Annotated in this window: 26 protein-coding genes; 11 read left to right on the plus strand and 15 right to left on the minus strand. The window is 68.2% G+C overall.

Annotation, left to right across the window (positions count from 1 at the left end):
• Nucleotide 1: 1 nt before the first annotated feature.
• Together ipdE2 and K0O62_RS25875 are read left to right on the plus strand one after the other, a co-directional pair.
• Nucleotides 2-937 (plus strand): acyl-CoA dehydrogenase IpdE2, encoded by a 936-nt coding sequence (ipdE2, locus tag K0O62_RS25870; RefSeq protein ID WP_073856791.1) that lies wholly within the window; start codon nucleotides 2-4, stop codon nucleotides 935-937.
• Nucleotides 938-947: 10 nt separating this feature from the next.
• On the plus strand, nucleotides 948-2,135 hold the full coding sequence (locus K0O62_RS25875; protein ID WP_073856792.1) for a pyridoxal phosphate-dependent aminotransferase: 1,188 nt from the start codon (nucleotides 948-950) through the stop codon (nucleotides 2,133-2,135).
• Here K0O62_RS25875 and K0O62_RS25880 read toward each other — a convergent pair.
• From K0O62_RS25880 to xylA, 5 genes are all read right to left on the minus strand, one after another.
• Entirely contained in the window at nucleotides 2,101-2,925 is an 825-nt protein-coding gene (locus tag K0O62_RS25880; RefSeq protein WP_073856793.1) for an alpha/beta fold hydrolase, read from the minus strand. The genes K0O62_RS25875 and K0O62_RS25880 overlap by 35 nt on opposite strands.
• A gap of 87 nt (nucleotides 2,926-3,012) precedes the next feature.
• Nucleotides 3,013-4,290, minus strand: a complete 1,278-nt coding sequence (locus K0O62_RS25885) for a sugar ABC transporter permease (RefSeq protein ID WP_073856794.1) — start codon at nucleotides 4,288-4,290, stop codon at nucleotides 3,013-3,015.
• A gap of 26 nt (nucleotides 4,291-4,316) precedes the next feature.
• Nucleotides 4,317-5,093 carry an ATP-binding cassette domain-containing protein gene (locus tag K0O62_RS25890; protein ID WP_073856795.1) on the minus strand — a complete coding sequence of 259 codons (777 nt, stop codon included), beginning with the start codon at nucleotides 5,091-5,093 and terminating at the stop codon, nucleotides 4,317-4,319.
• On the minus strand, nucleotides 5,093-6,160 hold the full coding sequence (locus tag K0O62_RS25895) for a sugar ABC transporter substrate-binding protein (RefSeq protein WP_073856796.1): 1,068 nt from the start codon (nucleotides 6,158-6,160) through the stop codon (nucleotides 5,093-5,095). Before K0O62_RS25895 ends, K0O62_RS25890 begins: the two co-directional genes overlap by 1 nt.
• Nucleotides 6,161-6,229: 69 nt before the next feature.
• Nucleotides 6,230-7,447, minus strand: coding sequence for a xylose isomerase (xylA, locus tag K0O62_RS25900; protein WP_073856797.1), 1,218 nt, complete (start codon nucleotides 7,445-7,447; stop codon nucleotides 6,230-6,232).
• Nucleotides 7,448-7,536: 89 nt separating this feature from the next.
• On the opposite strand from xylA, the gene K0O62_RS25905 reads away from it, so the two are divergent.
• Both K0O62_RS25905 and K0O62_RS25910 read left to right on the plus strand, forming a co-directional pair.
• Entirely contained in the window at nucleotides 7,537-8,742 is a 1,206-nt protein-coding gene (locus K0O62_RS25905; RefSeq protein WP_220045510.1) for an ROK family protein, read from the plus strand.
• 1 nt (nucleotide 8,743) lies between these two features.
• On the plus strand, nucleotides 8,744-10,138 hold the full coding sequence (locus K0O62_RS25910) for a xylulokinase (protein WP_073856798.1): 1,395 nt from the start codon (nucleotides 8,744-8,746) through the stop codon (nucleotides 10,136-10,138).
• Nucleotides 10,139-10,140: 2 nt separating this feature from the next.
• Here K0O62_RS25910 and K0O62_RS25915 read toward each other — a convergent pair whose 3' ends face one another.
• Entirely contained in the window at nucleotides 10,141-10,797 is a 657-nt protein-coding gene (locus K0O62_RS25915) for a CoA transferase subunit B (protein WP_073856799.1), read from the minus strand.
• Nucleotides 10,794-11,561: a CoA transferase subunit A gene (locus tag K0O62_RS25920; RefSeq protein WP_073856800.1), complete on the minus strand. Its 768-nt coding sequence runs from the start codon at nucleotides 11,559-11,561 to the stop codon at nucleotides 10,794-10,796. The genes K0O62_RS25915 and K0O62_RS25920 overlap by 4 nt, the downstream gene beginning before the upstream one ends.
• A 199-nt stretch (nucleotides 11,562-11,760) precedes the next feature.
• Here K0O62_RS25920 and K0O62_RS25925 point away from each other — a divergent pair, with 199 nt between their 5' ends.
• Nucleotides 11,761-12,534, plus strand: coding sequence for an IclR family transcriptional regulator (locus tag K0O62_RS25925; RefSeq protein WP_073856801.1), 774 nt, complete (start codon nucleotides 11,761-11,763; stop codon nucleotides 12,532-12,534).
• Nucleotide 12,535: 1 nt separating this feature from the next.
• Here K0O62_RS25925 and K0O62_RS25930 read toward each other — a convergent pair whose 3' ends face one another.
• Both K0O62_RS25930 and K0O62_RS25935 read right to left on the minus strand, forming a co-directional pair.
• On the minus strand, nucleotides 12,536-13,282 hold the full coding sequence (locus K0O62_RS25930) for a 3-hydroxybutyrate dehydrogenase (protein ID WP_073856802.1): 747 nt from the start codon (nucleotides 13,280-13,282) through the stop codon (nucleotides 12,536-12,538).
• A complete protein-coding gene (locus tag K0O62_RS25935; RefSeq protein WP_073856803.1) occupies nucleotides 13,279-14,649 on the minus strand; it encodes an MFS transporter in 1,371 nt (456 codons plus the stop codon). Before K0O62_RS25935 ends, K0O62_RS25930 begins: the two co-directional genes overlap by 4 nt.
• A gap of 35 nt (nucleotides 14,650-14,684) precedes the next feature.
• Between K0O62_RS25935 and K0O62_RS25940 the strand changes: the two genes are divergently transcribed.
• From K0O62_RS25940 to K0O62_RS25955, 4 genes are read left to right on the plus strand one after another with little or no spacing between them, the layout of a single operon-like run.
• Nucleotides 14,685-15,626 carry a LysR family transcriptional regulator gene (locus tag K0O62_RS25940; RefSeq protein WP_097933489.1) on the plus strand — a complete coding sequence of 314 codons (942 nt, stop codon included), beginning with the start codon at nucleotides 14,685-14,687 and terminating at the stop codon, nucleotides 15,624-15,626.
• Between the two features lie 13 nt (nucleotides 15,627-15,639).
• Entirely contained in the window at nucleotides 15,640-16,443 is an 804-nt protein-coding gene (locus K0O62_RS25945) for an alpha/beta fold hydrolase (protein WP_073856805.1), read from the plus strand.
• Nucleotides 16,424-17,413 (plus strand): hypothetical protein, encoded by a 990-nt coding sequence (locus K0O62_RS25950; protein ID WP_073856806.1) that lies wholly within the window; start codon nucleotides 16,424-16,426, stop codon nucleotides 17,411-17,413. Before K0O62_RS25945 ends, K0O62_RS25950 begins: the two co-directional genes overlap by 20 nt.
• Nucleotides 17,414-17,426: 13 nt before the next feature.
• Nucleotides 17,427-17,672: a fibronectin-binding protein gene (locus K0O62_RS25955; protein ID WP_097933469.1), complete on the plus strand. Its 246-nt coding sequence runs from the start codon at nucleotides 17,427-17,429 to the stop codon at nucleotides 17,670-17,672.
• A gap of 2 nt (nucleotides 17,673-17,674) precedes the next feature.
• On the opposite strand, the gene hsaB is transcribed toward K0O62_RS25955, so the two are convergent.
• From hsaB to hsaA, 4 genes are read right to left on the minus strand one after another with little or no spacing between them, the layout of a single operon-like run.
• The gene (gene hsaB, locus K0O62_RS25960) at nucleotides 17,675-18,271 is read right to left on the minus strand and encodes a 3-hydroxy-9,10-secoandrosta-1,3,5(10)-triene-9,17-dione monooxygenase reductase subunit (protein ID WP_073856808.1); all 597 of its coding nucleotides are present in this window, start codon (nucleotides 18,269-18,271) and stop codon (nucleotides 17,675-17,677) included.
• 19 nt (nucleotides 18,272-18,290) lie between these two features.
• Nucleotides 18,291-19,190, minus strand: coding sequence for an iron-dependent extradiol dioxygenase HsaC (gene hsaC / locus K0O62_RS25965; protein ID WP_073856809.1), 900 nt, complete (start codon nucleotides 19,188-19,190; stop codon nucleotides 18,291-18,293).
• Between the two features lie 10 nt (nucleotides 19,191-19,200).
• Nucleotides 19,201-20,091, minus strand: a complete 891-nt coding sequence (gene hsaD / locus K0O62_RS25970; protein ID WP_073856810.1) for a 4,5:9,10-diseco-3-hydroxy-5,9,17-trioxoandrosta-1(10),2-diene-4-oate hydrolase — start codon at nucleotides 20,089-20,091, stop codon at nucleotides 19,201-19,203.
• Nucleotides 20,091-21,275 (minus strand): 3-hydroxy-9,10-secoandrosta-1,3,5(10)-triene-9,17-dione monooxygenase oxygenase subunit, encoded by a 1,185-nt coding sequence (gene hsaA / locus K0O62_RS25975; protein WP_073856811.1) that lies wholly within the window; start codon nucleotides 21,273-21,275, stop codon nucleotides 20,091-20,093. Before hsaA ends, hsaD begins: the two co-directional genes overlap by 1 nt.
• Before the next feature lie 150 nt (nucleotides 21,276-21,425).
• Between hsaA and K0O62_RS25980 the strand changes: the two genes are divergently transcribed.
• A complete protein-coding gene (locus K0O62_RS25980) occupies nucleotides 21,426-22,514 on the plus strand; it encodes a ferredoxin--NADP reductase (protein ID WP_073856812.1) in 1,089 nt (362 codons plus the stop codon).
• A 46-nt stretch (nucleotides 22,515-22,560) separates the two neighbouring features.
• A complete protein-coding gene (locus K0O62_RS25985; RefSeq protein ID WP_073856813.1) occupies nucleotides 22,561-23,133 on the plus strand; it encodes a hypothetical protein in 573 nt (190 codons plus the stop codon).
• A gap of 15 nt (nucleotides 23,134-23,148) precedes the next feature.
• On the opposite strand, the gene K0O62_RS25990 is transcribed toward K0O62_RS25985, so the two are convergent.
• Both K0O62_RS25990 and K0O62_RS25995 read right to left on the minus strand, forming a co-directional pair.
• Complete coding sequence (locus K0O62_RS25990) at nucleotides 23,149-23,691, minus strand: EspA/EspE family type VII secretion system effector (RefSeq protein ID WP_073856814.1); 543 nt, start codon at nucleotides 23,689-23,691, stop codon at nucleotides 23,149-23,151.
• A 62-nt stretch (nucleotides 23,692-23,753) separates the two neighbouring features.
• Entirely contained in the window at nucleotides 23,754-25,886 is a 2,133-nt protein-coding gene (locus K0O62_RS25995; RefSeq protein WP_073856937.1) for an acyl-CoA dehydrogenase family protein, read from the minus strand.
• Between the last annotated feature and the right edge of the window lie 33 nt (nucleotides 25,887-25,919).

Here is a 25,919-nt window from a genome sequence, read left to right on the forward strand (position 1 = left end):
CATGAGTGAAGAACGCGAACTGCTGCGCTCCACCGTCGCCGCCCTGGTCGACAAGCACGCCGATCCCGAGGCCGTGCGCCGCGCGATGGAGTCCGAGCGCGGGTACGACGAAGCGCTGTGGAAGGTGCTGTGCGAACAGGTCGGCGCCGCAGCACTGGTGGTGCCCGAGGATCTGGGCGGCGCCGGTGGTGAACTCGCCGATGCCGCAGTGGTACTGGAGGAACTCGGCAAGGCGCTGGTCCCGACCCCGCTACTGGGCACCATTCTGGCTGAGTTGGCGCTGCTGAGCGTGCAGGACCATGAACCGCTGGAGGGTCTCGCCGAGGGTGTGTCCATCGGCACCGTGGTGTTCGATCCGGAGTACGTCATCAACGGCGACATCGCCGATGTCGTGATCGGCACCGACGGCACCGAACTCACCCGCTGGAGCGCGCTCACCGCGCAGCCCAAGTCCACCATGGACCTGACCCGGCGACTGTCCTCGGTCACCGCCTCGGAGACGGCACCGCTGGGCGCCGACCCGGGCCTGGCGGACACCGCGGCTCTGCTGCTGGCCGCCGAGCAGATCGGCGCCGCGTCACGCGCCCTGGATCTGACGGTGGCCTACACCAAGGACCGGGTGCAGTTCGGCCGGCCGATCGGCAGTTTCCAGGCGCTCAAGCACCGGATGGCCGACCTGTACGTCACGGTGCAGTCCGCCCGGGCGGTCATCTACGACGCCATCGCCGAACCCTCGGCCACCTCGGCCTCGCTGGCCCGGGTGTTCGCCAGCGAGGCGCTGACCGCGGTCGTGGGCGAGGCGGTGCAGATGCACGGCGGTATCGCCATCACCTGGGAACATGACATCCAGCTCTACTTCAAGCGGGCGCACGGTAGCGCCCAGCTGCTCGGACCCCCGCGGGAGCACCTGCGCCGGCTCGAATCCCAGGTGTTCTAGCCTGGTTCAGGTGACCCCCCAGGTGGCGCTCCGCGCAGGCATCCCGCCGTTCTACGTGATGGATGTGTGGCTGGCCGCGGCCGAGCGCCAGCGCACGCACGGCGACCTGGTGAACCTCTCCGCAGGTCAGCCCAGCGCGAAGGCCCCGGCACCGGTGCGCGCGGCGGCCGCGGCGGCGCTCGATGAGCACAACCTCGGATACACCGTGGCGTTGGGGATCCCGGAACTGCGCGAGGCGATCGCCGGGTCCTACCGCGACCGGCACGGCATCGACGTCGACCCGGACGCGGTGGTCATCACCACCGGTTCCACCGGGGGCTTCCTGCTGGCTTTTCTGTCCTGCTTCGATGTCGGCGACCGGGTCGCGGTGACCAGCCCCGGTTACCCCTGCTACCGCAACATCCTGTCGGCCCTGGGCTGCGAGGTGGTGGAGTTGCCGTGCGAGGCCGACACCCGTTTCCAGCCGACGGTGCAGATGCTGGAGGCGCTGGACCCTCCGGTCAAGGGGCTGATCATCGCCAGCCCGGCCAACCCCACCGGCACCGTCATCCCACCCGCCGACCTGGCCGCGATCGTGAACTGGTGTGACCGACGCGGTGTCCAGCTGGTCAGCGACGAGCTCTATCACGGCCTGGTCTACCCGGGTGCGCCGGCGACCAGCTGTGCCTGGGAGACCTCGCGCAATCCCATTGTGGTGAACAGCTTCTCGAAGTACTTCGCGATGACCGGCTGGCGGCTGGGCTGGCTGTTGGTGCCCGAGCCGCTGCGCCGCGCGGTGGACCGGTTGACCGGCAACTTCTCCATCTGCCCGCCCACATTGCCGCAGTTGGCCGCGGTCGCGGCCTTCGACCCGCGGTCCCTGGCCGAGGCCGACGCCCTGGTCGGCGAGTACACCGTCAACCGCGACCTGCTGCTCACGGGCCTGGCCGAGATCGGGCTGGACCGGCTCGCGCCGGCCGACGGCGCGTTCTACGTGTACGCCGACATCTCCCGCTACTCCACCGACTCCCTCGGCTTCTGCGAAAGACTGTTGTCCGACACCGGGGTTGCCATCGCGCCCGGCGTCGATTTCGACACCGTGCACGGTGGTTCGTTCGTCCGGTTGTCCTTCGCCGGTGCCGCGGCCGAGATCACCGAGGCACTCGCCCGGATGGGCCCGTGGCTCAGGACTTCAGGAATTTCAGCAGATCGGCATTGATGGTGTCGGCGTGCGTGGTGGGCATGCCGTGCGGGAAATCCTCATAGGTGATCAGCGTCCCGTTCTGCAGTAGCGCAGCGGATTTCGGGCCGGAGGCGACGTACGGGACGATCTGGTCGTCGCGGCTGTGCATCACCAGGGTGGGCACCGTGATCTTCTTCAGATCCTCGGTGAAATCGGTCTGGGAGAAGGCCACGATGCCGTCGTAGTGCGAGAAGGCGTCGCCCATCATGCCCTGGCGCCACCAGTTCTCGATGATCGCCTCGTCCGGCTCGACACCGTCACGGTTGAACCCGTAGAACGGGCCGGCCGGTAGAGCCCGGTAGAACACCGAACGGTTGGCCGCCAACTGCGCCTGCAGATCGTCGAAGACCGATTTGGGCAGGCCCTCGGGATTGGCCTCGGTCTGCACCATCAGCGGCGGCACCGCGCTGATCAGCGCCGCCTTGGCCACCCGGTCTTCACCGTGCCGGGACAGGTAGCGCACCACTTCGCCGCCACCGGTGGAGTGTCCCACGTGAATGGCCGCGCGCAGGTCCAGGTGTGCGGTCAGCGCCGCGAGATCGTCGGCATAGTGGTCGAGATCGTGTCCGTCGGGAGTCTGGGTGGAGCGGCCGTGGCCGCGCCGGTCATGCGCGATGACCCGGTAACCCTGGCCGAGGAAGAACAGCATCTGGGTGTCCCAGTCGTCCGAGGACAGCGGCCAGCCGTGGCTGAACACGATCGGCTGACCGGTTCCCCAGTCCTTGTAGAAGATCTCGGTGCCGTCGGTCGTGGTGATCGTGCTCATGGGCCACCTTTCTCCGGATGAAGTCGGGGACAACTTTGCCTCACCAGCGGCGACCCTGCCATTCCTGCCGGCTGCAATCGGGGGCGCTCACCCCAGGCCGGTCGAGGAGCGCCTGCGCCGGGAGATCGCATCCACACTCGCGGCGAGCAGCAGCACTCCACCGGTGACGAGGAAGTTGATGTAGGAGGACTGGTTCAGCAACCCGAGGCCGTTGGCGATCGTCGCGACCACGACGCCGCCGATCACGGCGTCGATCGCCCGGCCCTTGCCGCCGAACAGGCTGGTGCCGCCGATGACGGCGGCGCCCACGGCGTACAGCAACGTGTTTCCCGCACCTGAGGCCGCGGACACCTTGCCTGCGTAGGAGGCCGCGATGATCCCGCTCAGTGCGGCCAGCGATGAACAGACGACGAACACCGAGATCCGGATGCGGTCCACCGAGATACCGGCCCGCCGGGCCGCCTCGGCGTTGCCGCCCACCGCGTAGATGTGCCTGCCGTAGGACGTCCGAGTGAGCACCACCGTCATCACCACGAGCAGCACCAGGATCAGTGGCAGGACGTATGGGATGCCACGAATCTCATTGGCGGCATTGACGCTTCGGTTCACACTGAGGATGTAGGTGACTCCGAGGATGACCGCGGCGACCATGCCGACGCGGGCGAGCACCACGCTCAGCGGCGAGTTCGCCAACCGCAGCGCGGCCTTGCGCCGGTACTGGTACAGCTCGAAACCCGCGAAGGCGACGACCACCAGCAGCGCGGCCACCCAGCCCGCGGTGACCGGCAGGTTGCTGATCGTCAGCCCGCGGACCACCGAGTCGTCGACACGGACCGAACCGCCCTCGCCGATCATCTTGAGCGTCACCCCCTGCAACCCGAGGAAGAACGCCAACGTGACCACGAAGGACGGGATGCCGAGCTTGGCCCGCAGCAGACCGATCACCAGACCGATGACGGCGCCACAGAAGATTCCGGTCAGCACCGCCGCCCACCACGGCCAGCCCTGGTTGACGATGATCAGCCCCATCGCGCAGGCCGACACGCCGCCCGCGACGCCCGCGGACAGGTCGATATCGCCGAGCAGCAGGACGAACACCAGGCCCATCGCCAGAACACAGATCGAACCGGCCTGGGTGATCAGGTTGGCCAGGTTCAGTGCGGACAGGAAGCGGTCGTTGGCCAGACCGAACACGACGAACAGCACGATCAGGCCGAGGATCGCGGGCAGCGAACCCATGTCGCCGCCGCGCACGCGTTGCAGATAGCTGCGCAGCGCGGCGCCGAACGTGGCGTCGACCCGGGTGTCCCCGGCGAATTCGGAATCGGCCAGGGTGACCGGGGGTTGCGAGCTCATGGTGGTCATCTCAGGGTCATTTCTGTGTCGGTGTCTCACATCGATTCGGCGGCCTGCGCCGGTTCCAGGCCCAACGCGCCGGAGCGCCCGGCGGTGATGAGTTCCACCACCTGCCCGTGGGTGACGTCGGCCGCCCGCACATCGGCGGCCACCCGCCCGAGGTACAACGCGCAGATCCGGTCGGCGACCTGGAAGACGTCGTTCATGTTGTGCGAGATCAGCACGACACCCAGTCCCTGGTCGGCCAACCGCCGCACCAGCTTGATCACCTGCTGGGTCTGCGCGACGCCGAGCGCGGCGGTGGGTTCGTCCAGCAGCACGACCTTGGAGTTCCACAGCACCGATTTCGCGATGGCCACGGTCTGGCGCTGACCACCGGACAGGCTCGACACCGGTTGGCGCACGGACTTCACGGTCCGCACCGACAGCGAGGTCAGCGCCTCCCGCGCCATCGTCTCCATCCGGGCCTCGTCCAGCAACCCGCGGTTCTTCAATTCCCTTCCCAGGAACATGTTCTCGACGATGTCCAGGTTGTCGCACAGGGCCAGGTCCTGGTAGACGACCTCGACGCCGAGGGTTGCGACATCGTTGGGGCCACGCACCGTCACCGGCTCGCCCGCGAACAGATACGTACCCGTGTCGATGGGATGGATCCCGGCGATCGCCTTCACCAGCGTCGACTTCCCCGCGCCGTTGTCACCGACCAGCGCCGTCACCTGACCGGGGTAGACCCGGAAGTCGATATCGTGCAGCACGTGCACCACACCGAAACTCTTGTTGACGCCTCGTAATTCGAGGATCGGCGCGTCCATCAGACGCCTGCGGCCGTGCACATCTCGGCGAACGTCCCGGTGCACACCTCGTCCCGGGACTGCCCGCCGTCGTCGAGGACCACGTTGATGTTGTCCTTGGTGATCGACTTCGGTGTCAGCAGCACCGACGGCACATCCCGGTCGCCGGTGTCGTCCCGCGAGGTCGCCGACGTCGCCGGCTGTTCACCGGCGGCGAGGGCGATCGCCACCTCGGCCAGCGCATTGGCCTCCTCGGCCGCCGACTTGTACACCGACATGCACTGCGAGCCGGCCAGGATGTTCTGCAGCCCTTCGACCGTCGCGTCCTGACCGGTCACCGGGACCTGGCCTGCGCGCCGGTTCTTCTCCAGGATCGAGATCACCGATCCGGCCAGCCCGTCGTTCGCCGCGTACACACCGTCGATGCGGCCGTCGGCCGCGGTGTAGAGCTGCTCGAAGATCGTCACGGCCTTGTCGTTGTCCCAATCCGGCACCGCCTGCTCACCGACATTGGTGATCGTCGGGGTCGCGTCGATCACCGAGTGTGCACCGTTGCTGAAGAGGGTGGCGTTGTTGTCGGTGGGAGAACCGTTGAGGAACACCACGTTCGCCGGCCGGTCGCCGAGGCAGGCCAGGAGACCCTCACCCTGCAGTTCGCCGACCTTGGTGTTGTCGAACGAGACGTAGACATCGGCGGAACCACCGAGGGTCAAGCGGTCGTAGTCGATGGTCTTGACGCCCTGCGCGGCGGCCTTCTGCTGGATGGAGGCCCCGCTGTCGGAATCGAGGTTGACGATCGCCAGCACCGTGACGCCGTCGGCGATCATGCCGTCGGCGATGGTGGCCATCGTGTCGGCGGACCCCTCGGCGTTCTGGATCGTGTACGGCACACCGGCATCCTTGAACGCCGCTTCCAGCGCCGGCCGGTCCTTCGTCTCCCACCGCACCGAGGATTTGGTGTCCGGCAGGATGACACCGATCTTTCCGCCCGCGGCGTCGGCCGACTCCGATGTGTTCGATCCACACGCCGTCAGGGTCAGGCCGACGCCGACGACGGCGGTCACGAGCAGGGTGCTGGTGCGTTTCATGAGGTCCTCCGGGTGGTCGTCGTCTGAGTTTTTTGTTTCCGAGCCTGACTTATCACGTGATGCAGATCACTACCGAGCGCCCAGCAGGTGCTCGATCGCCAATTGCTGCAGCGCCACGAAGCCACAGCCTCGGCCGCCGAAGTAGGCGGCGGCATCGAATTCCTCATAGGCGGACGGGTCCGCCAGCAGGTCCGCGTAGGTCTCGCCGGAGGCCAGCGTGGGCTCGCGGAGTTCGGCGACCTTCGCGGCCGCCATCGCCTCCTGCACCTCCGGATCGGCGCGGAACGCCGCGGCACGCTGACGCAGCAGCAGGTACATCCGCATGTTGGCCGCGGCCGACGCCCACACCCCGTCGCCGTCCTCGGTGCGACTCGGCTTGTAGTCGAAATGCCGCGGCCCGTCGTACGCGGGCCCACCACCGGGTCCGCCGTGCTCCAGCAGGTCGACCAACGCGAAGGCGTTGGCGAGATCGCCGTGCCCGAATACCAGATCCTGATCGAACTTGATCCCGCGCTGACCGTTGAGATCGATGTGGAAGAGCTTGCCGCTGTAGAGCGCCTGCGCGATGCCGTGCGTGAAGTTCAGGCCCGCCATCTGCTCGTGGCCGGTCTCGGGGTTCACCCCGACCATCTCCGGATGGGCCAGCGTGTCGATGAACGCCAGCGCATGCCCGACGGTCGGCAGCAGGATGTCCCCACGGGGTTCGTTGGGCTTGGGTTCGATCGCGAACCGGATCCCGATGCCCTGGTCGATCACGTATTGGCACAACAGATCCAACGCCTCGCGGTAGCGCTCCAGGGCGGCCTGGACGTCCTTGGCCGAGTCGTACTCGCTGCCTTCCCGGCCGCCCCACATCACGAAGGTCTCGGCGCCGAGTTCGGCGGCCAGGTCCAGGTTGCGCAGGACCTTGCGCAAGGCGAAGCGACGGACCGCGCGATCATTACTGGTGAATCCGCCGTCCTTGAAGACCGGCTGAGTGAACAGATTGGTGGTCACCATCGGTACGACCAGGCCCGTTGCGTGCAGCGCGGAGGTCAGCCGATCGATGGCCCGGCGCCGGTCGGCGTCCGAGCTGCCGAACGCGAAGAGGTCATCGTCGTGGAACGTCAGGCCGTAGGCGCCCAGTCCGGCGAGACGTTCCACCGCCTCGACCGCATCCAGCGCCGGCCGGGTCGCCACGCCGAACGGGTCGACCCCCTGCCAGCCGACCGTCCAGAGCCCGAACGAGAATTTGTCCGATGTGCGCGGCGTCAGCTCTTCGGTGACGCGGGTTTCCAGGACGGTCATGGTGCTCCTCGATGTCGTGCCTTACGCTTTTATTCTCCGTGCGAACATAAAATGTGGCCCAGGCCACTGTCAAGGGTTCCGGCGACCGGATGGAGTACCTGTTGAGAGAGTCGACGAGCAGCACCGACGACCCCCGGTCAGCCCGGGTCGGGACGAGCACCGACGATGTCCGGCGGCGAAACCTGTCCGGGGTGCTGACCCTGGTGCACCGGCACCGGCACCGAGCGCTGAGCCGCGCCGACCTGACCCGCCTGACCGGATTGTCCCGCTCCACCACCAAGGACCTCGTCGAGGAACTCGTCGGTCGCCGACTGGTGGCCGAGTCGCCGGCCGCCGCGGTGACCCAGGTGGGGCGACCCAGCCCCATCGTGCGACCCGACGACCGAGTGTTGGCGGTGAGCGTCACCCCCGAGGTCGACGCCGTCACAGTGGGGTTGGTGTCGATGGGTGGCACAGTCATCGATGTCGTCCGCCACCCCACCGATCGCGTGCCGACCGCGGCCGACACCGTGGCGATCGCGGCCGAGGAGATCGACCGGATCCGCGGCGCACTGCACGACGGGCAGGTGATCACCGCCGTCGGCGTCGCCGTGCCCGGGCTGGTGCACAGCCCGGAAGCCACCGTGCAGCTCGCACCCAACCTGGACTGGCATGATGTCAAGATCGGCCAGATGCTCAGTACGGCAACGGGTCTACCCTGCTACGCGGTCAACGATGCCAACGCCGGAGCGATCGCCGAGCACCTGTTCGGCAAGCATCACCAGCCCGATCATCTGATCTACGTCAACGGTGGGCCCAGCGGTATCGGTGCCGGTTTCGTGGTCGCCGGTGACATGCTGGACGGGGTCGCCGGTTACGCGGGGGAACTCGGGCACACCTACGTCGGGGGTGCCCAACGGTGCCATTGCGGCAGCGTCGGCTGCTTGGAGACCGAGGTCACGCAACCTCCGCTGGCGCGTCTGCTGGACCAGCTCGATGGTGCCGGCGACCAACAACTTTCGCCGCCCGACCACGCCGAGCGCGATGTGTTGCACCGGCAGGCGCGGTGCCTGGCGATCGCGCTCGGGAACGCGATCAACATGCTCAACCCGGGACTGATCGTATTGGGCGGCTTCCTGCGGGTCTTTCCCGCCTACGCCGCGACCGTGCTGCACGACGAACTGGGCAGGCGAGCCATGGCCGCGCCCCGGCGCCTGGTCCGGGTGACACCGGCCACGCTCGGCGCCGACACGCTGATCATCGGTGCCGCCGAGTCGGCCTTCGCCCCACTGCTCGCCGATCCGGGAAGGTTCTGACATGGCGTTGGTCGCCGGAGTCGACTCATCCACCCAATCGTGCAAGATCGTGATCTGCGAGGCGGCCACGGGTGAGGTGGTGCGATCGGCGTGCACTCCACATCCGCACGCCACCGAGATCGACCCTGAGCATTGGTGGAATGCGTTGCAGCACACCATCGAAGCCGTCGATGGCATCGACGATGTGGCCGCAGTGTCGATCGGGGCGCAGCAGCACGGCATGGTATGCCTGGGCCCGTCGGGCCGGGTGGTTCGGGATGCCCTGCTGTGGAACGACACGCGCTCCGCGGCAGCTGCCGGTCAGCTCGTCGACGAACTCGGGGGCCCCGCCGAGTGGGCCGCTCGCGTGGGCGTGGTCCCGGTGGCCTCGTTCACCGCGGCCAAACTGCGGTGGCTGGCCGACCACGAGCCGGACAATGCCGATGCGACACAGGCCGTCTGCCTGCCGCACGATTGGCTGACCTGGCGCCTGACCGGGTCTTCGCGGCTCACCGATCTGCGCACCGACCGCAGCGACGCCAGCGGTACCGGATACTTCTCGGCCGACAGCAGCAGCTATCAGCTCGATCTGCTGGAACTCGCCTTCCGCGGCAGGACCCCGGCGATACCGCAGGTGCTGGGCCCGCGGGACGTCGCGGGTGTGACGGCCGGCGGTGCGGTACTGGGGCCCGGCGCCGGCGACAATGCCGCTGCCGCAATGGGATTGGCCGCAGAGCCCGGCGATTGCATCGTGTCGCTGGGGACATCGGGGGTGGTGAGTGCGGTCGGTCTGACGGCCCCGCATGATCCGGAGGGCATCGTCGCCGGCTTCGCCGACGCGACGGGTTGTCAGCTCCCGCTGGCCTGCACGCTCAACGGGGCCCCGGTGCTCGCCGCGGTCGCCGCGATGCTGGGCGTGGACTTCGAAAAGTTCGACCGCCTCGCGTTGTCGGCGCCGGCCGGGGCAGAGGGTCTGGTCCTGGTTCCCTACCTCGAGGGCGAGCGGTCGCCGAACCTCCCGAACGCTGCGGGTGCCCTGCACGGGATGACGACGCGAAACCTGAACCCGGCCAACATCGCCCGCGCCGCCGTGGAGGGGTTGCTCAGTTCGATGGCCTACTGCATCGGCAGGATCGGTGCGCAGGGCATCGCCGCCGAGCGCACCATCCTGGTGGGCGGCGGCGCGCGCTCGGTTGCGGTGCGGCGGATCGCCCCGGCGGTCTTCGGCACGGCGGTCGAAGTCCCCGAGCCCGCCGAGTACGTCGCCTTGGGCGCCGCCCGCCAGGCCGCCTGGGTGCTGTCCGGGCACGACCGGCCGCCGGCGTGGCGGCCGGCCACAGCCTCGACCTATCGGGCCGACCCGACGCCGGAGGTCGTCGAGCGGTATCTGGCCGCCCAGGAGTTGACGCTGCGCTGAAGCTAGCGCTGGGTCAGCGGCGCTCCGGTTGCGGCGCGGACGTCGTCCACCGAGACACCGGGCGCGGTCTCCACCAGCACCAGTTCCCCGTCGCCGACGACGTCGATGACAGCGAGGTCCGTGACGATGCGGTGCACGACCCGCTCGCCGGTCAGCGGCAGCGAGCACTCCGAGACGATCTTCGGATTGCCTTGCCGGTCAGTGTGTTCCATCAGCACGATGACCCGTGACGCGCCGTGCACCAGGTCCATGGCACCGCCCATGCCCTTGACCATCTTCCCGGGGACCATCCAGTTCGCCAGATCACCGAACCGGGACACCTCCATGCCGCCGAGCACCGCGACATCGATGTGCCCGCCGCGGATCATGCCGAACGACAGCGCCGAATCGAAGAAGGCCGCACCGGGCAGCACCGTCACCGTCTCCTTGCCGGCGTTGATGAGGTTCGCGTCGACCTCGTCCTCGGTGGGATACGGTCCGGTGCCCAGGATTCCGTTCTCCGAGTGCAGCGTGACCCGGACCGAGGGGTCCAGAAAGCCCGGGACCAGGGTCGGCAGGCCGATGCCCAGGTTGACGTACTCGCCATCACGCAGTTCACGCGCCACTCGGGCGGCCATCTGCGGGCGGGTCCAGCCCTTGGCGATCTGCGTCTCGGTCATGCGTTCACTCCTGCGTCGTCACGGACGGTGCGCTTCTCGATGCGGACGTCCTGGGGTCCTGTCTCGACGATCCGCTGCACGAACACACCGGGCAGATGGATGCTCTCGGGGTCCAGCTCGCCGGGCTGCACCAGCCGTTCCACCTGGGCGATGGTCACCCGGCCGGCCATGCCCGCCAGCGGATTGAAGTTCATCGCGGTCTTGTCGAACACCAGGTTGCCCTGGGTGTCGCCGACCGCGGCGTGCACCAGCGCGTAGTCGGCCCGGATACCGGTCTCCAGGACGTAGCGCCGGCCGTCGAACTCGCGCGTCTCCTTGGGGGGCGAGGCGATCGCGACCGACCCGTCCGCGGCGTAGCGCCAGGGCAGTCCACCGTCGGCCACCGGCGTGCCGACCCCGGCCGGGGTGTAGAACGCCGGGATGCCCGCACCGCCGGCGCGCAACCGTTCGGCCAGGGTGCCCTGCGGGGTCAGTTCGACCTCCAACTCGCCGGACAGGTACTGCCGGGCGAATTCCTTGTTCTCGCCGACATAGGAGGCCGTCACCCGGCGGATGCGCCCGAGACCGAGCAGCACACCCAGCCCGACACCATCCACGCCGCAGTTGTTGGAGTAGACCTCCAGGTTGTCCACGCCCGATTCGGCCAATGCCTCGATGAGTGCATCGGGTATGCCGCACAGCCCGAAACCACCCACTGCGAGGGAGGACCCGCTCGCGATGTCGGCGACGGCCTCGTGGACGTCCTTGACCTGCTTACTGGACATCAGCGTGACAACTTCCTGTTGTGTTCCGGTCAGATTGGGTGGCACTGCGTTCGCTCACCGAACGCGGCCGCCATGCCCCACCAGAACACCATCTTGCTGCTGTTATTCACAAGGTTTAGGTGGGCGGTTCGCGAAATTGTTCGCTCGGCGGGACGGCCTGACCCCTCGACGTCCATTCAGTGGACGCTATCGTCTAGCCATGGCCGAGATCGAAGCGGGCACCCCGGTGATCACCCGGGTGGCCGCCATCCTGCGCGCGGTGGGCCGTGAACGCGGCGGGGCGACCACCACCGCGATCGCCCGCAGCACCGACATCCCCCGGGCCACCGCACACCGGATGCTCACCGCCCTGGCCGAGCAGGGCCTGATCGACCGGGAGCCCGCCACCGGACTGTGGTTCCTCGGCCCGGAGATCTATCTGCTCGGGTCGGTGTCCACCAGCCGGTACGACGCGGCACCGGTCGCCGACGATCTGCTGCGCGGGCTCGCCGATGACACCGGGGAGAGCGCCTTCCTGTCCGCGCGACGTGGTTGGGAAACGGTGTGCGTGTCCGCCGTCGAGGGCAGCTTCCCGCTGCGGTCGCACGTGCTTTACCCGGGCAGCCGGTTCCCGCTCGGGATCGCCTCGGCCGGACTGGTGGTACTCGCACATCTGCCGGACTCCGAGAGTGACGAGCACCTGCAGCGGAGCGCCCTGGAAAAGGAATGGGGCGCGGCGCATTCGCGCGCCGGCATCGAGGAACGCCTGCGCCGGACGCGGATCGACGGCTACTCGCTGAATCCCGGCCTGTTGGTCGAGGGCAGCTGGGGTATCGGTGCGGCGGTGTTCGACGCGCTCGGACAACCGCAGTGGGCGCTGAGCCTGACCGGAGTCCAGGCGCGGATGGCCGGTGAGCGCACGGCACACCTCGGCGAGACACTGCTGCGCGCGGCCCACGAACTGACCCGCCGTCTCCGGCGCGGCGACCGGTAGATCACCGGGCGCTCCAGCCCCCGTCCATCGTGTACGAGGCACCGGTGACCATGCGCGCCGAGGACGAGGCCAGCCAGCCCACCAGCGAGGCCACCTCCTCGGGTTCCACCAGTGCCTTGATCGCGCTCTCCTTGAGCAGGACCTCCTCGACGACCTGTTGTTCGCCGATGCCGTGGGTGTGTGCCTGATCGGCGATCTGCCTGTCCACCAGAGAAGTTCGCACGTACCCGGGGTTGACGCAGTTGCTGGTGACCCCGTGTGGCCCGCCTTCCAGGGCGGTCACCTTGGAGAGCCCTTCCAGGGCGTGTTTGGCGGTGACGTAGGCGACCTTGAACTCCGAGGCCCGCAATCCGTGCACCGACGACAGGTTGATGATCCGACCGAAGCCCTCGGCGTACATGTGCGGCAGCGCCGCGCGGATGAGCAGGAACGGGACCTCAACCATCAGCGTCAGCATCGCGCGGAACGCCTCCGGCGCGAAATCGGTGATCGGTGCGACGCGTTGTATCCCGGCGTTGTTCACCAGGATGTCGTTGTACAGCACCAGTTCCTGCAACGCGGCCACATCGAGCAGGTCGACTGCCCATGCGGTTCCGCCGATCTCCTCGGCGAGCGCGGTCGCGCCGGCTTCGTCGCGGTCGGCGACGGTGACATGCACGCCGGCAGTGGCGAGTTCGCGCGCACAAGCGGCCCCGATACCGCCGGCTCCCCCGGTGACCAGGGCCGTCTTACCGGCGAGCCCGCTCATGCGCCCGACGGTTCGCGCGAGAGTCTGGCGACGTCGCGGGCGTCGGCGTCGTCGAGGGTCTTGAGGTCGATGCCCACGGTCTCACGGCTGATCACCGCCCCCAACAGCGAGACACCGCAGGCGATGCCCAGGTAGACCGCGATCGGCACCGACGAGTTGTAGTCGTCCAACAGCTTGACCGCGATGATGGGCGCCAGCGATCCGGCGACGATCGAGGTCACCTGATAGCCAAGGGAGACACCGGAATAGCGCATCCGGGTGGGGAACATCTCCGACATGATCGCCGGCTGTGGCGCGTACATCATGGCGTGGATGACCAGGCCGATGGTCACCGAGGCGGTGACCACGACATAGTTGCCGCTGTTCATCATCGGGAAGGCGAAGAAACCCCAGGACGCGCCGAGCAGGGCCCCGGCGATATACACGGGTCGACGCCCGACGCCATCGGACAGGCGGCCGAAGAGCGGGATGGCCAGGAAGTGCACGGCGTGTGCCACCAGCAGGTACCAGAGGATGTCGCTGGTATCCGCGCCAACCTGCACCTTCAGATACGTGATCGAGAAGGTGACCACCAGGTAGTACATGATGTTCTCGCCGAAGCGCATGCCCATGGCCGTGAGAACGCCACGGGGATAACGCTTCAGGACCTCGATCCCGCTGAACGAGCTCTCCTGGATGAGTTCGGCCTCCTGCTGCGCCTCCACGAAGATCGGAGCGTCGGTGACCTTGGTGCGGATGTAGTACCCGACCAGTACCACCACCGCCGACAGCCAGAACGCCACGCGCCAGCCCCAGGACAGGAAGGCGGCATCCGACAGCGTGGTGGTCAGCGCCAGCAGCACGATGGTGGCGAGCAGATTGCCCGCGGGCACGCCGGCCTGCGGCCAGCTGGCCCAGAAGCCGCGGCTGCGGTTGGGGCTGTGCTCGGCGACCAGCAGCACCGCCCCGCCCCACTCGCCGCCGACCGCGAATCCCTGGATGAACCGCAGGGTCACCAGCAATGCCGGCGCCCAGATGCCGATCTGACCGTAGGTGGGCAGGCAGCCCATCGCGAAGGTGGCCGCACCGACCAGCAGCAGCGAGAACTGCAGCAGTTTCTTGCGGCCGTACTTGTCGCCGAAGTGGCCGAACACGATGCCGCCGAGGGGGCGGGCGATGAAGCCGACCGCGTAGGTGACGAACGCCGCCAGGATCGCGTCGAGTTCACTGCCCGTCTGAGCGAAGAAGATCTTGCTGAACACCAGCGTGGCCGCGGTGCCGTACAGGAAGAACTCGTACCACTCCACGACCGTGCCGGCCATGGAGGCGGCGACGACGCGCTTCAGACCGGTGGTGGTCTGGTCGGGACTGTGATCGGCAGCACACATGAGGGTGAGTATTCATGCACGTCAAGATCGAAACAATGCCGAGATCTGCAACCCGAGTCTGCAAAAATGCAGATATGGGTCTGCCGAGCGCTGATGATCTGCTGATCCTGCTCGCGGTCGGGCGCACCGGCCGCTACGTCCACGCGGCCGAGACCCTCGGCGTCAACCACACCACCATCTCCCGGCGCATCGCCGCTCTCGAGCAGTCCATCGGCGCCCGGGTGCTGACCCGCGTCGGCGCGGTCTGGGAACTGACCGACCGGGGTCGCGAGGTGCTTGCCGCGGCGGAGGCCGTCGAGGCGGCGGTGCGCTCCCTCGGCGACACACCCGGGCAAATGCGGTCCCTGCACGGCGTCGTGCGGATCTCGGCCACCGACGGGTTCAGCGCGCACATCGCCGCGCCGGCCGCCGCCCAGGTGCAACTGGACCACCCCGGGGTGTCGGTGGAGATCGTCGCGGCCACGCAGCGGGCCAGTCAGCAACGCTCCAGCGTCGACCTCGAGATCGTGGTCGGCGAGCCGTCGGTGCAACGCGCACAGGCGATCCCACTGGGAGACTACTGCCTCGGGTTGTACGGATCACGGGACTATCTGAGCGGGCACGGCACCCCCGTCGACATCGACGGCCTGAACGCGCATCGGTTGGTCTACTTCATCGAGTCGATGCTGCAGGTCGACGACCTGGACCTGGCGACCAGCTTCGTGCCGGGCATGCGGCAGTCGGTGTCCTCCACCAACGTCTTCGTCCACGTCGGGGCGACCCGGGCCGCCGCGGGCCTGGGTCTGTTGCCCTGCTTCCTGGCCGATCAACACCCTGATCTGGTTCGGGTGCTGCCCGGGCAGGTGACCGTGCGGCTGACCTACTGGCTGGTGGCGCGCGCCGAGACCTTGCGCCGGCCGGAGGTGGCGGCCATCGTCGAGGCGATCGGCGATCGGATGTCCGCTGAGCGGAAAGCCCTACTCGGAGAGCGCGGCTGAATATCGTGGGCCCATGCCCTTCCTGCAGACCGATCCCGCCCGGGTGTACTACCGGCACTGGCCGGCGGCCGAACCCCGGGCTGCCATGGTGTTCCTGCACGGATTCGGCGAACACACCGGGCTCTACCACCGATATGGCTTCGCGCTGAACGCCGCCGGCATCGACCTGTGGGCCGTGGACCAACTCGGGCACGGGCTCAGCCCCGGTGACCGCGGGGATTTCGGCACGCTGGCCGACAGTTCGGCGCTGGCCGAGGCGCTGAGCGTGACCGTCGAGCGTGAACGCCCCGGCCTGCCGCTGATCGCCGCCGGTCACTCCTTCGGGTCCGTGGTGACGCTGCTACGCCTGGTCGAACAGCCGCAGCGGTACCGGGCCGGAGTCATCTCCGGTGCGCCGCTGGCGCCGATCGCCGATCTGCTGGACGCCGACACCTCACTGGATCTCGATCCGTCCTGGTTGTCGGCGGACCCGTTCTATCTGGACGCCCTGGAAAACGATCCGCTGGGCTTCACCCAGGCAGACAGCGCGCCGCTGGCGCGGGCACTGGACGCCGCCTGGGACCGGTTCGGCTCCGAACTCCCGACGCTGACGGTGCCCACGCTGGCCGTGCACGGCGTCAGCGATCCGATCGCGCCGATCGGTCCGGTGCGCGCCTACTCCGAGCAGATCGCGGCCCTGGCGATCACCGAGTTCCCCGCCGCCATGCACGACATCCTCAACGAATCCGTGCACCGCGAGGTCGCCGCGTCGGTGATTGACTTCATCGGGGCGACCCTGGGATGGCATTCTTACCGCGATGGCACTCGGGCTGAATAAGAACACGAAGCGCACGCTGGTCAAACTGCTGGCCGCGGTGGCGCTGATCGCCGTGATCCTCGGCGGATTCGCGGCCTGCCTGTTCACCGTCGGCTCCGCCGACGAGGCGGCCGAGAACGCGAAGTCCGGCCCGGCGCTCGACGGCAGCTTCAAGGTCGATGTCGGGCCGACCGCGACGCCCGACGGTAAACCCGTCGCGGGTACCGCGCGCACCGAGACCTGGGTCGCACGGTCGGAATGCCGCGACAGCGAATGCCTGGCGACGGTGGCGGTGGTCAACCCCCAGGATCCCTCCGGCCCGCCCGCGCTGACCATGGTGTTCGACTACATCGACGGTGACTGGCTGGCGGTGCGTGAGGCGCCGGACAAGTGCAAGGTCGGTGATGCCGAAGTCGATGCCACCGGCTGGACCGTCATCTCGCTGCGGCCCCGACTGGACGGATCGCTGTCCGGGGAATACACGTGGGCCACCACCCCGGCGCTGTGCGCCAACAAACGGGCCATCAACCTGACGCCCACCAGCGGGAACGGGACCGGTACCCCGGCCCCGGACCCGGCGCAGGAACCGCCGCTACGGGACTCCCCCGGCGCGGCGCTGCGTGGTGTCTACACCTACACCCAGACCTACCCGGCCACCGGAGAGGTGTTCCCGCCGCACGACTACCGGGCCACCACGCACTGCCTGCGCACCGGGGAGCGGTGCGTGACGCTGATGTCGACCATCGACAGCAACAACCTCTACGTGATGCAGTACGGTGATGGACGTTTCACCGCGGCCTTCCCGGAGGGGGATGCGCAGTGCACCGACGGCATCGGCAAGGTACGCCAGTCCTCCCGTGACGACCTGCCGCTACCGCAGGGACCGCAGGATCCGATCACGATGCTGACCGGAACGTCCTTCCAGGACTACGTCGGCGACTGTCCCGCCCAGGTGGAGCTGGATGTCAGACTTGAGCGAACCGGCGACTAGTAGGAGCTGTTACGTGCCACCCAGAACAGCGCTGGCGGCGCTGGCCGCCGGAGCGGCCATGACCCTCGCGACGACGTTCGCGACGCCGGTGAACGCCTCCCCGGTGGATAATCCGTGCGAACTGGCCGTGACCTTCCTGTGCCAATTCATGCCGATCGCACCCGATCTCGAGCACGACATCGATCTCACCGTCGACCAGCCACCGGTCGACCCTGCCGACCCCGCGGTGCCGCCCGCACCGCCCGCGGTGCTGCCCTAGCTCTACAGCCAGGTGTCCGAGGTGGTCGCGGTGAGGAAGGCCTCCAGATCGTCGCGCCACTGGGCCGGGGTGTTCTTGTCCGGCTCGATGCCGGTGTACTCGCCGCGGTAGAACAGCAGCGGCCGGGGCTTGATGGGCGCCCCATGCTCCTCGCCCGATCGCTCGTCGGCCGGCTCGGACATCGATCGCACCGCGCCGAACACCACGAAGTGGTCGCCGCCGTCATGCACCGAGTCCACCGTGCAGTCGATGTGGGCCAGGCTGCCGTCGATCACCGGTGAGCCGAGTTCGGAAGGGGTCCAGTCGATCCCGGCGAACTTATCCGGCGACTTCGACCCGAACTGCGCCGACACGTGCTGCTGGTCCTCGTGCAGCATGTTGACGCAGAATCTGCCGCTGGCCTCGATGGCCTGCCAGGCCCGCGACACCTTGGTGGGGCAGAACAGCACCAGCGGTGGATCCAGCGACAGCGCCGCGAAGGACTGGCAGGCGAACCCTATCGGCACATCCTCGTGCACGGTGGTGATCACGGTGACACCGGTGCAGAACTGCCCCAGCACATTCCGGAACGTGCGGGGATCGATCTGTGCAGCGCTCACTGGAGCTTCTCCGGCGCGGTTACTTGAAGCCCACGCTGAAGTCGTGGCCCCACAGCGACACCGCGGTGCTTTCCCGGGCGACCCAGTTCTGATCTTCGACTTCGAGCCCCTCACAACCGAACTCGACATCGAACCCGCCGGGCGTCTTCATGTAGAAGGACAACATCTTGTCGTTGGTGTGCCGGCCGAGGGTGGCCGACATCTTCACGTTGCGGCGCAGCGCACGATCGAGGCACAGGCCCACGTCGTCGGAGTTCTCCACCTCGACCATCAGGTGCACGATGCCGGTCGGGTTGGGCATCGGCATGAACGCCAGCGCGTGGTGGCGCGGGTTGCAACCGTAGAAACGCAACCAGATCGGGTCACCATCGGCGGGCCGGCCGGCCAGCTGCGGCGGCAGGCTCATCGAGTCACGCAACCGGAAGCCCAGCACGTCCTGGTAGAACGCCTGGGCTGCGGCATCGTCGTCGCAGGTGAGCACCACGTGCCCGAGACCCTGTTCGGCGGTGACGAACTTGTGGCCGTACGGGCTGACGAACCGGCGGCCGAGGTACTGGGCGCCGTGGAAGGCCTCCAGCACGTTGCCGGCCGGGTCGTTGAAGCGGATCAGTCCTTCGACGCGGCGTTCGGACTTGTCCTCGCGGGTGCCCTCGACGTAGTCGACACCGGCCTTGGACAGCGTCTCGCGCAGCGCCTGCAGAGCGGGCGCGTCGGCGACCTCCCAGCCCGAAACCAGCAGCCGGTCCTGCTCACCCGGCACGATCACCAGTCGGGCCGCCATCTCGTCCATCCGCAGGTAGAGCGCACCCGGGGTGGAGCCGTCACCCTCGGCCATACCGAGCACCTTGAGCCCGAACTCCCGCCATGCCGCCACATCGGTCGCTTCGATGCGCATGTATCCCAATGCCTTGATGCTCATGGCTGCGTCCCTAACTCAGGAAATCGATGGTCAGCTTGTTGAATTCGTCGAACTTCTCGACCTGGGCCCAGTGTCCACACTGCCCGAAAACGTGCAACTGCACACGCGGAATCTGCTTCACCGCGACCAGCGCACCGTCGAGCGGATTGACCCGGTCCTCCCGGCCCCAGATCAGCAGCACCGGCTGGCGCAGCTTGTACACCTCACGCCACATCATGCCGAGCTCGAAGTCCGGGCCCGCGAAGGACTTGCCCATCGCGCGGGTGGCGGCCAACGATTCCGGGGTGCCGGCGATCGCGAAGCGCTCGTCGACCAACTCCGGGGTGACCAGCTTCTGGTCGAACACCATGATCCGGATGAAGGCCTCGAGGTTCTCGCGGGTCGGCTCGTAGTTGAACTTGGCCAGCGCCTTGACGCCCTCGGTGGGGTCCGGCGCGAACAGGTTCACGCTCAGCCCGCCGGGACCCATCAGCACCAGCTTGCCGGCGCGGTCGGGGTAATCCAGCGCGAAACGGACCGCGGTACCACCGCCGAGCGAGTTCCCCAGCAGCGGAACCCGACCGGTGATGTCGAGATGATCCAGCAGACCGAGCACCGCCTTGGCGCTGTACCGGTTGTACTGCTCGTGCTCGGTGTGCTTGTCCGACAACCCATAACCGGGCTGATCGATGGCGAGCACATGGAACTTCTCGGCGAGCACCGCGACGTTGCGGCCGAAGTTCGACCAGCTCGACGCGCCCGGACCGCCACCGTGCAACAGCACGATGGTCTGCCCGGCGGGGTCGCCCGCCTCGTGGTAGTGCAACCGCATGGCCAGCTCGCCGGCCTGCACGTCGGCGTAGCGGGAGGTGGACTCGAAAGTAGGGGCCCCGGCGGTGCCCGTCGAAACAGACGCCGTCATCAGACCATCGTGTCCGCGGGAGGCAGACCGAACTCGTTGTTGCCGAAGATCAGGTAGGCCCGCTCGGGCTCGTTGGCGGCATGCACCCGGCCGGCATGCGCGTCACGCCAGAACCGTTGCAGCGGCGTGGTGTTCACCAGCGCGGTGGCACCGGCCGACTCGAACAGCAGATCGATCGAGGCGATGGCCCGGGCGGTGGCGCGCACCTGGTCGCGACGGGCCCGCGCGCGGAGCTCGAACGGAATCTCCTTGCCGGCCTGCAGCAGTGCGTATTCGTCGCCGACGTTGCCGATCAGCTGGCGCCAGGCGGCGTCGATGTCGCTGGCGGCCTCGGCGATACGCACCTTGGCGAACGGGTCGTCCTTGGACTTCTCGCCGGCGAAGGCTGCCCGGACCCGCTTGCCCTGGTGCTCGACGTGAGCGGCGTAGGCGCCGTAGGCCATGCCCACGATGGGGGTGGAGATGGTGGTGGGATGCATGGTGCCCCAAGGCATCTTGTAGACGGGGGCGGTGTTGTTCCGGAACCCGCCCGCGGTGCCGTCGTTCATCGCCTTGTAGGACAGGAAGCGGTGCGAGGGCACGAACACGTCCTTGACCACGACGGTGTTGCTGCCGGTGCCGCGCAGTCCGACCACATGCCACACGTCGTCGATGGTGTATTCGGTGCGCGGGATCAGGAAGCTGCCGAAGTCGACCGGGCGGCCGTCCTTGATGACCGGCCCGCCGAGGAACGCCCAGCTGGCGTGCTCGCTGCCGGAGGACCACTGCCAGGCGCCGCTGACCAGGTAGCCACCGTCGACGACGATGCCCGCGCCCATCGGGGCGTAGGACGAGGACACCCGAACCGTCGGATCCTCACCCCACACCTCGTCCTGCGCCTGCTGATCGAACAGCGCGAGGTGCCAGTTGTGCACGCCGATGATCGAGCTGATCCAGCCGGTGGACCCGCACGCGCTGGCCAGTCGGCGCACCGCCTCGTAGAACACGGTCGGATCGGCCTGCAGACCGCCCCACTGTTCGGGCTGGAGCAGCTTGAAGAAGCCGATCTCGTCGAGTTCGTCGACCGTTTCGTAGGACACCTGGCGCCGATCCTCGGCCTCCTGGGCGCGTTCCCGTAGCTTCGGCAACAGATCATCGACGCCGGCGAGGACCGCCTGCACGTCACGCTGTTCAATGGACGTCACTGAATTGCCTCCCGGATCGAGATCAAGCACTAGACAGAGATTAGAACACGTTACGATTTGTGTCGAGTAGCGTGCAGAATCAACGGCTGGACCTGCGCATGTTCAGTTTTGTAACATGTTCTAGTTATTGCGCCAAGGAAGGGTCCGACAGTGTCTGATGAGCCGCGAAACGGCGGGACCGACGAGCCACTGGGCAGCCATGTCCTGGAACTGCTGGTGACCGATGTCGTCGAGGAGACCGCGGACGCCCGATCCCTGGTGTTCAAGGTCCCGGATGGGCCCGATGATCCGGTCATCCTCGCCGACCGGCTGCGCTACTCCCCCGGCCAGTTCCTGACCCTGCGGGTGCCCAGTGAGCGGACCGGGTCGGTGGCCCGCTGCTACTCGCTGTCCAGCGCACCGAACATCGACGAGGGGCTGACGGTCACCGTCAAGCGCACCGCCGACGGGTACGCCTCGAACTGGCTGTGCGACAACGCCCATGCCGGTATGCGGATGCATGTGCTGGCACCCTCGGGCACCTTCGTGCCCAAGAACCTGGACACCGACTTCCTGCTGCTGGCCGCCGGCAGCGGCATCACCCCGATGATGGCGATCTGCAAGTCCGCGCTGGCCGAGGGCACCGGCAAGATCGTGCTGGTCTACGCCAACCGTGACGAGAACTCGGTGATCTTCGCCGACGCGCTGCGCGAGCTGGCCGCGAAGTATCCGGACCGGCTGACGGTGATCCACTGGCTGGAGACCGTGCAGGGGCTGCCCAGCACCGATGCACTGGCCACCCTGCTGCGGCCGTACGCCGCGCACGAGGCCTTCATCTGCGGGCCGGGCCCGTTCATGGCTGCCGCCGAGGCGGCGTGCAAGACCGTCGACGTCAAGCACATCCACATCGAGGTCTTCAAGTCGCTGGACTCCGATCCATTCGCCCAAGTGGTGATCGCGGTCGACGAAGAGGACGATCGCGGACCCGCGCGGGCCGTCGTCGAACTGGACGGCACCACCCACGAGGTGGACTGGCCACGCAAGGCCAAGCTGCTCGACGTCCTGCTCAACAAGGGCCTGGACGCGCCGTTCTCCTGCCGCGAGGGGCACTGCGGTGCATGCGCGGTGCTGGTGCGCAGCGGTGAGGTCGATATGGAGATCAACGATGTGCTCGAACCGTCCGATCTGGAGGAGGGCCTGATCCTGGCGTGCCAGGCGCTGCCCAAGTCCGATTCGGTCGAAGTCACCTACGACGAATGAGCCGCGGGCTACCGTGCACGAGCAGACAACCGGAGGGATTGCAGCCGTGAAGAGGACTCTCGGGGCGCTGGCGGCCGCCGTCGCCGCGGCCGCGCTGACCGCTCCCACCGCCTCGGCCGGGGTGAACACCGCGACGACCTCGATCCCCACCCCGCAGGGCATCCTGGAGATGCACGTGACCGCGGATTGTGCCGGCCCCGAAGGCCGGTGCTTCTTCAAGACCCAGGCCAATCTGCTGACCCCGGGCGGCCCGATCGGCCTGCCCCAGGACACCTGGGCCCGCCAGACCATCACCCTGCGCAGCACCAACCGCTCCGTCTGGCAGGAGGCCTGGTTCAGCGCCCCGGCGGGCATGCCCCGAGAACTCAAGGGCGCCAACCACGACAACGTGTTGTCCAAGGGTTACCAGTCGCTCAGCGACTACCAGCTGTCGATCACCTACTTCGGCGGCGGCCCGCTGCAGCGTTTCGCCACCGACGGCGACTCGGTCCAGACCGACTGGGTGTCCGGCCGACCGAACCTGGACGCCGGTTTCATCGTGTGCTCCAACATCCAGGCGGTGTTCGGCGGGGTGAACGTCACCACCCCGTCCGCGTGCGCCCAGACGACCTTCAACTAGCCCGCGCCGCAGTCGTTATCGCGCCGAGGTGATCGCGGGTGCGGGGCCGTTGCCGAACTTCTGGTCACCCAGCATCCGGTAGCGCTCACCGAGCCGCTCCAGCTCCCGGCCGATCGCGTTCAGATCATCGGTGCACTGCCGCACGATGGCGGCGACTCGACCGATCCCACTCTGCACGATCGGCAGCATCATCTGCTCGCCGACCACGGTGCGCGGCAGTGCGGCCGCGGCGGCGAGCACCCACTGCCGAACGGCCTGGAGCTCCGCGCGTCCGGCCGTGACGATCCGGGCGGATTCATTCACCCGCGACGTCAACTGCTCGTCCAGATCGGAGAGCGCCCCGAGCACCCGCTTGTGTTCGGTGTGCACCGCGCCGTAGGCGCCGGCCGCCGGGCCGGTCCAGGACGGCCCCGGATCGGCGGCCTGCAGATCGGCCTGCAACCGGCGTAGTTCAGCGCCGGCGCCGAATTGCTCCCCGGTCTGTGGGATGCCGTGCCCGAAGGTCGCATCGGCGTCCGACCAGACCGCCAGGAACCCTGTGAGCGCGCCGGATGTCACCCGACCATCATCTCAGCCCGGGTACGGGCGCCCGATCACCAAAATCTCCGGGCGCCATGCGGCTACCGGGGCAGGCCCAGCAACCGCTCCCCCGCCACGGTCAGCAGGATCTGCTCGGTGCCACCGGCGATGGTCAGGCAGCGCGTGTTGAGGAAGGTGTGCACGGCCTGGTTCAGCACCGCACCCCCACCCTCGGACAGTTCCATGTGGAATTCGGCCAGCCCCTGGCGGTACCGCACCCCGATGAGCTTGCGGGCGCTGGCCTGTGCGCCGGTGTCCTGGCCGTCGACGGCGAGTTGCGCGATGCGCTGGTCCAACAGCGAGCCGACCTGCGCGGCCAGGATCAGCCCGCCGAGTCGATCCTGATCGGCCGGGTCGATGCCGTTGCGCCGCACCGCAGCGAGCAGTTCCTCCATCGGGTTCCCGAGCGCGGTGCCGCCCGCCATCGCGACGCGTTCGTTGGTCAACGTGGTGCGGGCCAGCCGCCAGCCGTCGTTGACGGTGCCCACCACCATCTCGTCGGGCACGAACACCTCATCGAAGAAGACCTCGTTGAACAGCTCGTCGCCGGTGATCTCCCGCAGCGGGCGGATGTCGATACCGGGCCAACGCATATCGATCAGGAAGTAGGTGATGCCCTTGTGCTTCGGCGCGGTCGGGTCGGTCCTGGCCAGGCACACACCCCAGTGCGCCTGCTTGGCCGACGACGTCCACACCTTCTGCCCGGTCAGCTTCCAGCCCGGCTTGCCGTCCACCTCGGCGCGTTCGGCCTTGGTGCGCAACGCCGCCAGGTCCGAACCGGCACCGGGCTCGGAGAACAGCTGGCACCACTTGAGCTCACCGCGCAGGGTGGCGGGCACGAACTGTTCGATCTGCGCGGGGCTGCCGTGCTCGAGGATGGTGGGGATCGCCCACCACCCGATCACCAGATCCGGGCGCTCCACCTTGGCGTTGGCGAGTTCCTGGTCGATGAGCAACTGCTCGGCCGGGGATGCGTTGCGGCCGTGCGGCTTCGGCCAGTGCGGTGCCTGCAGCCCGGCCTCGGCAAGGGCCACCTGACGGTTTTCCACCGGCTGCGCAGCCACCGCGGCGACGGCCGCGCTGATCTCGGGGCGCAGATCGGCCACCGATTCCAGATCGATGCGCAGTTCCCGGCGCACCCCCTGCTGGGTCAGCTCGGCCACCCGGCGCAGCCAGCGCCGGCGCCCGCCGAGGAAGTGCGAAATGCCGTATGCCCGGCGCAGATACAGGTGCGCATCGTGCTCCCAGGTGATGCCGATGCCGCCCAGCACCTGGATGCAGTCCTTGGCGTTGGCCTGGGCCGCATCGATGCCGGAAGCCGCGGCGACCGCGGCGGCCACCGACAGCTGCTCGGCCGAGTCCTGCCCGGACTCGCCGGCCGCGCGCGCCGCGTCGGCCGCCGACACCGACACCTGCTCGGAGCGCAGCAGCATCTCGGCGCACATGTGCTTGATGGCCTGGAAGCTGCCGATCGGCTTGCCGAACTGCTCACGCACCTTGGCGTACTCGGTGGCGACGTTCAGCGCCCACCGGGCCAGCCCGGCCGCCTCGGCCGCCAGCACGGTCGCGGCCACATCCTCGAACCGCTGCCGCGACACCGGCAGCACCCGCGCGGGCGCCGATTCCAGCGTCACCCGGGCCAGCGGCACCGAGAAATCGGTGGCCTCCAGCGGCTGCACCTGCACCCCGCCGGCCGCGGCGTCCACCAGCAGCACCCGATCGCCGGCCGGCAACAGCAGCAGCCCGGCCGGGTCGGCGCCCAGCACCTGCTCGACCACCCCGGAGACCCGGTCCCCGTCGACGCGCAGCTCGGCCCGCAGCGCGGCGCCCGCGGTGCGTTCGCCGGCCACCAGCGCTTCCAGGACCTCGGCGTCGTCGCCGGTCAGCAGCAGCGTCGCCAGCGCGGTCGTCGCGACCGGGCCGGGCACCAGGGCCGCGGCGGCCTCGTCGAGCATGCTGCACAGATCGGCCACGGTGCTGCCGGCTCCGCCGAACTCCTCGGCGACCGCCACACCGAAGATCCCTAGTTGCGCGAAACCTCCGTACGGGGCCCGCCAGGCGTCGGGGTCACCCAGCTCGACATTGCGCGCCCCTGCGATCGATCCGGAGCTTGCTGCCCAGCTCCGGACCATTTCCCTGGCTGCGGACTGTTCATCTGTGATGGTCGCCGACACCGACTGCTCCTCGCCGTTGGGTGAGAAGGCGGC

Origin of the sequence: Mycolicibacterium diernhoferi (assembly GCF_019456655.1) — a bacterium.
Taxonomy (GTDB): domain Bacteria; phylum Actinomycetota; class Actinomycetes; order Mycobacteriales; family Mycobacteriaceae; genus Mycobacterium; species Mycobacterium diernhoferi.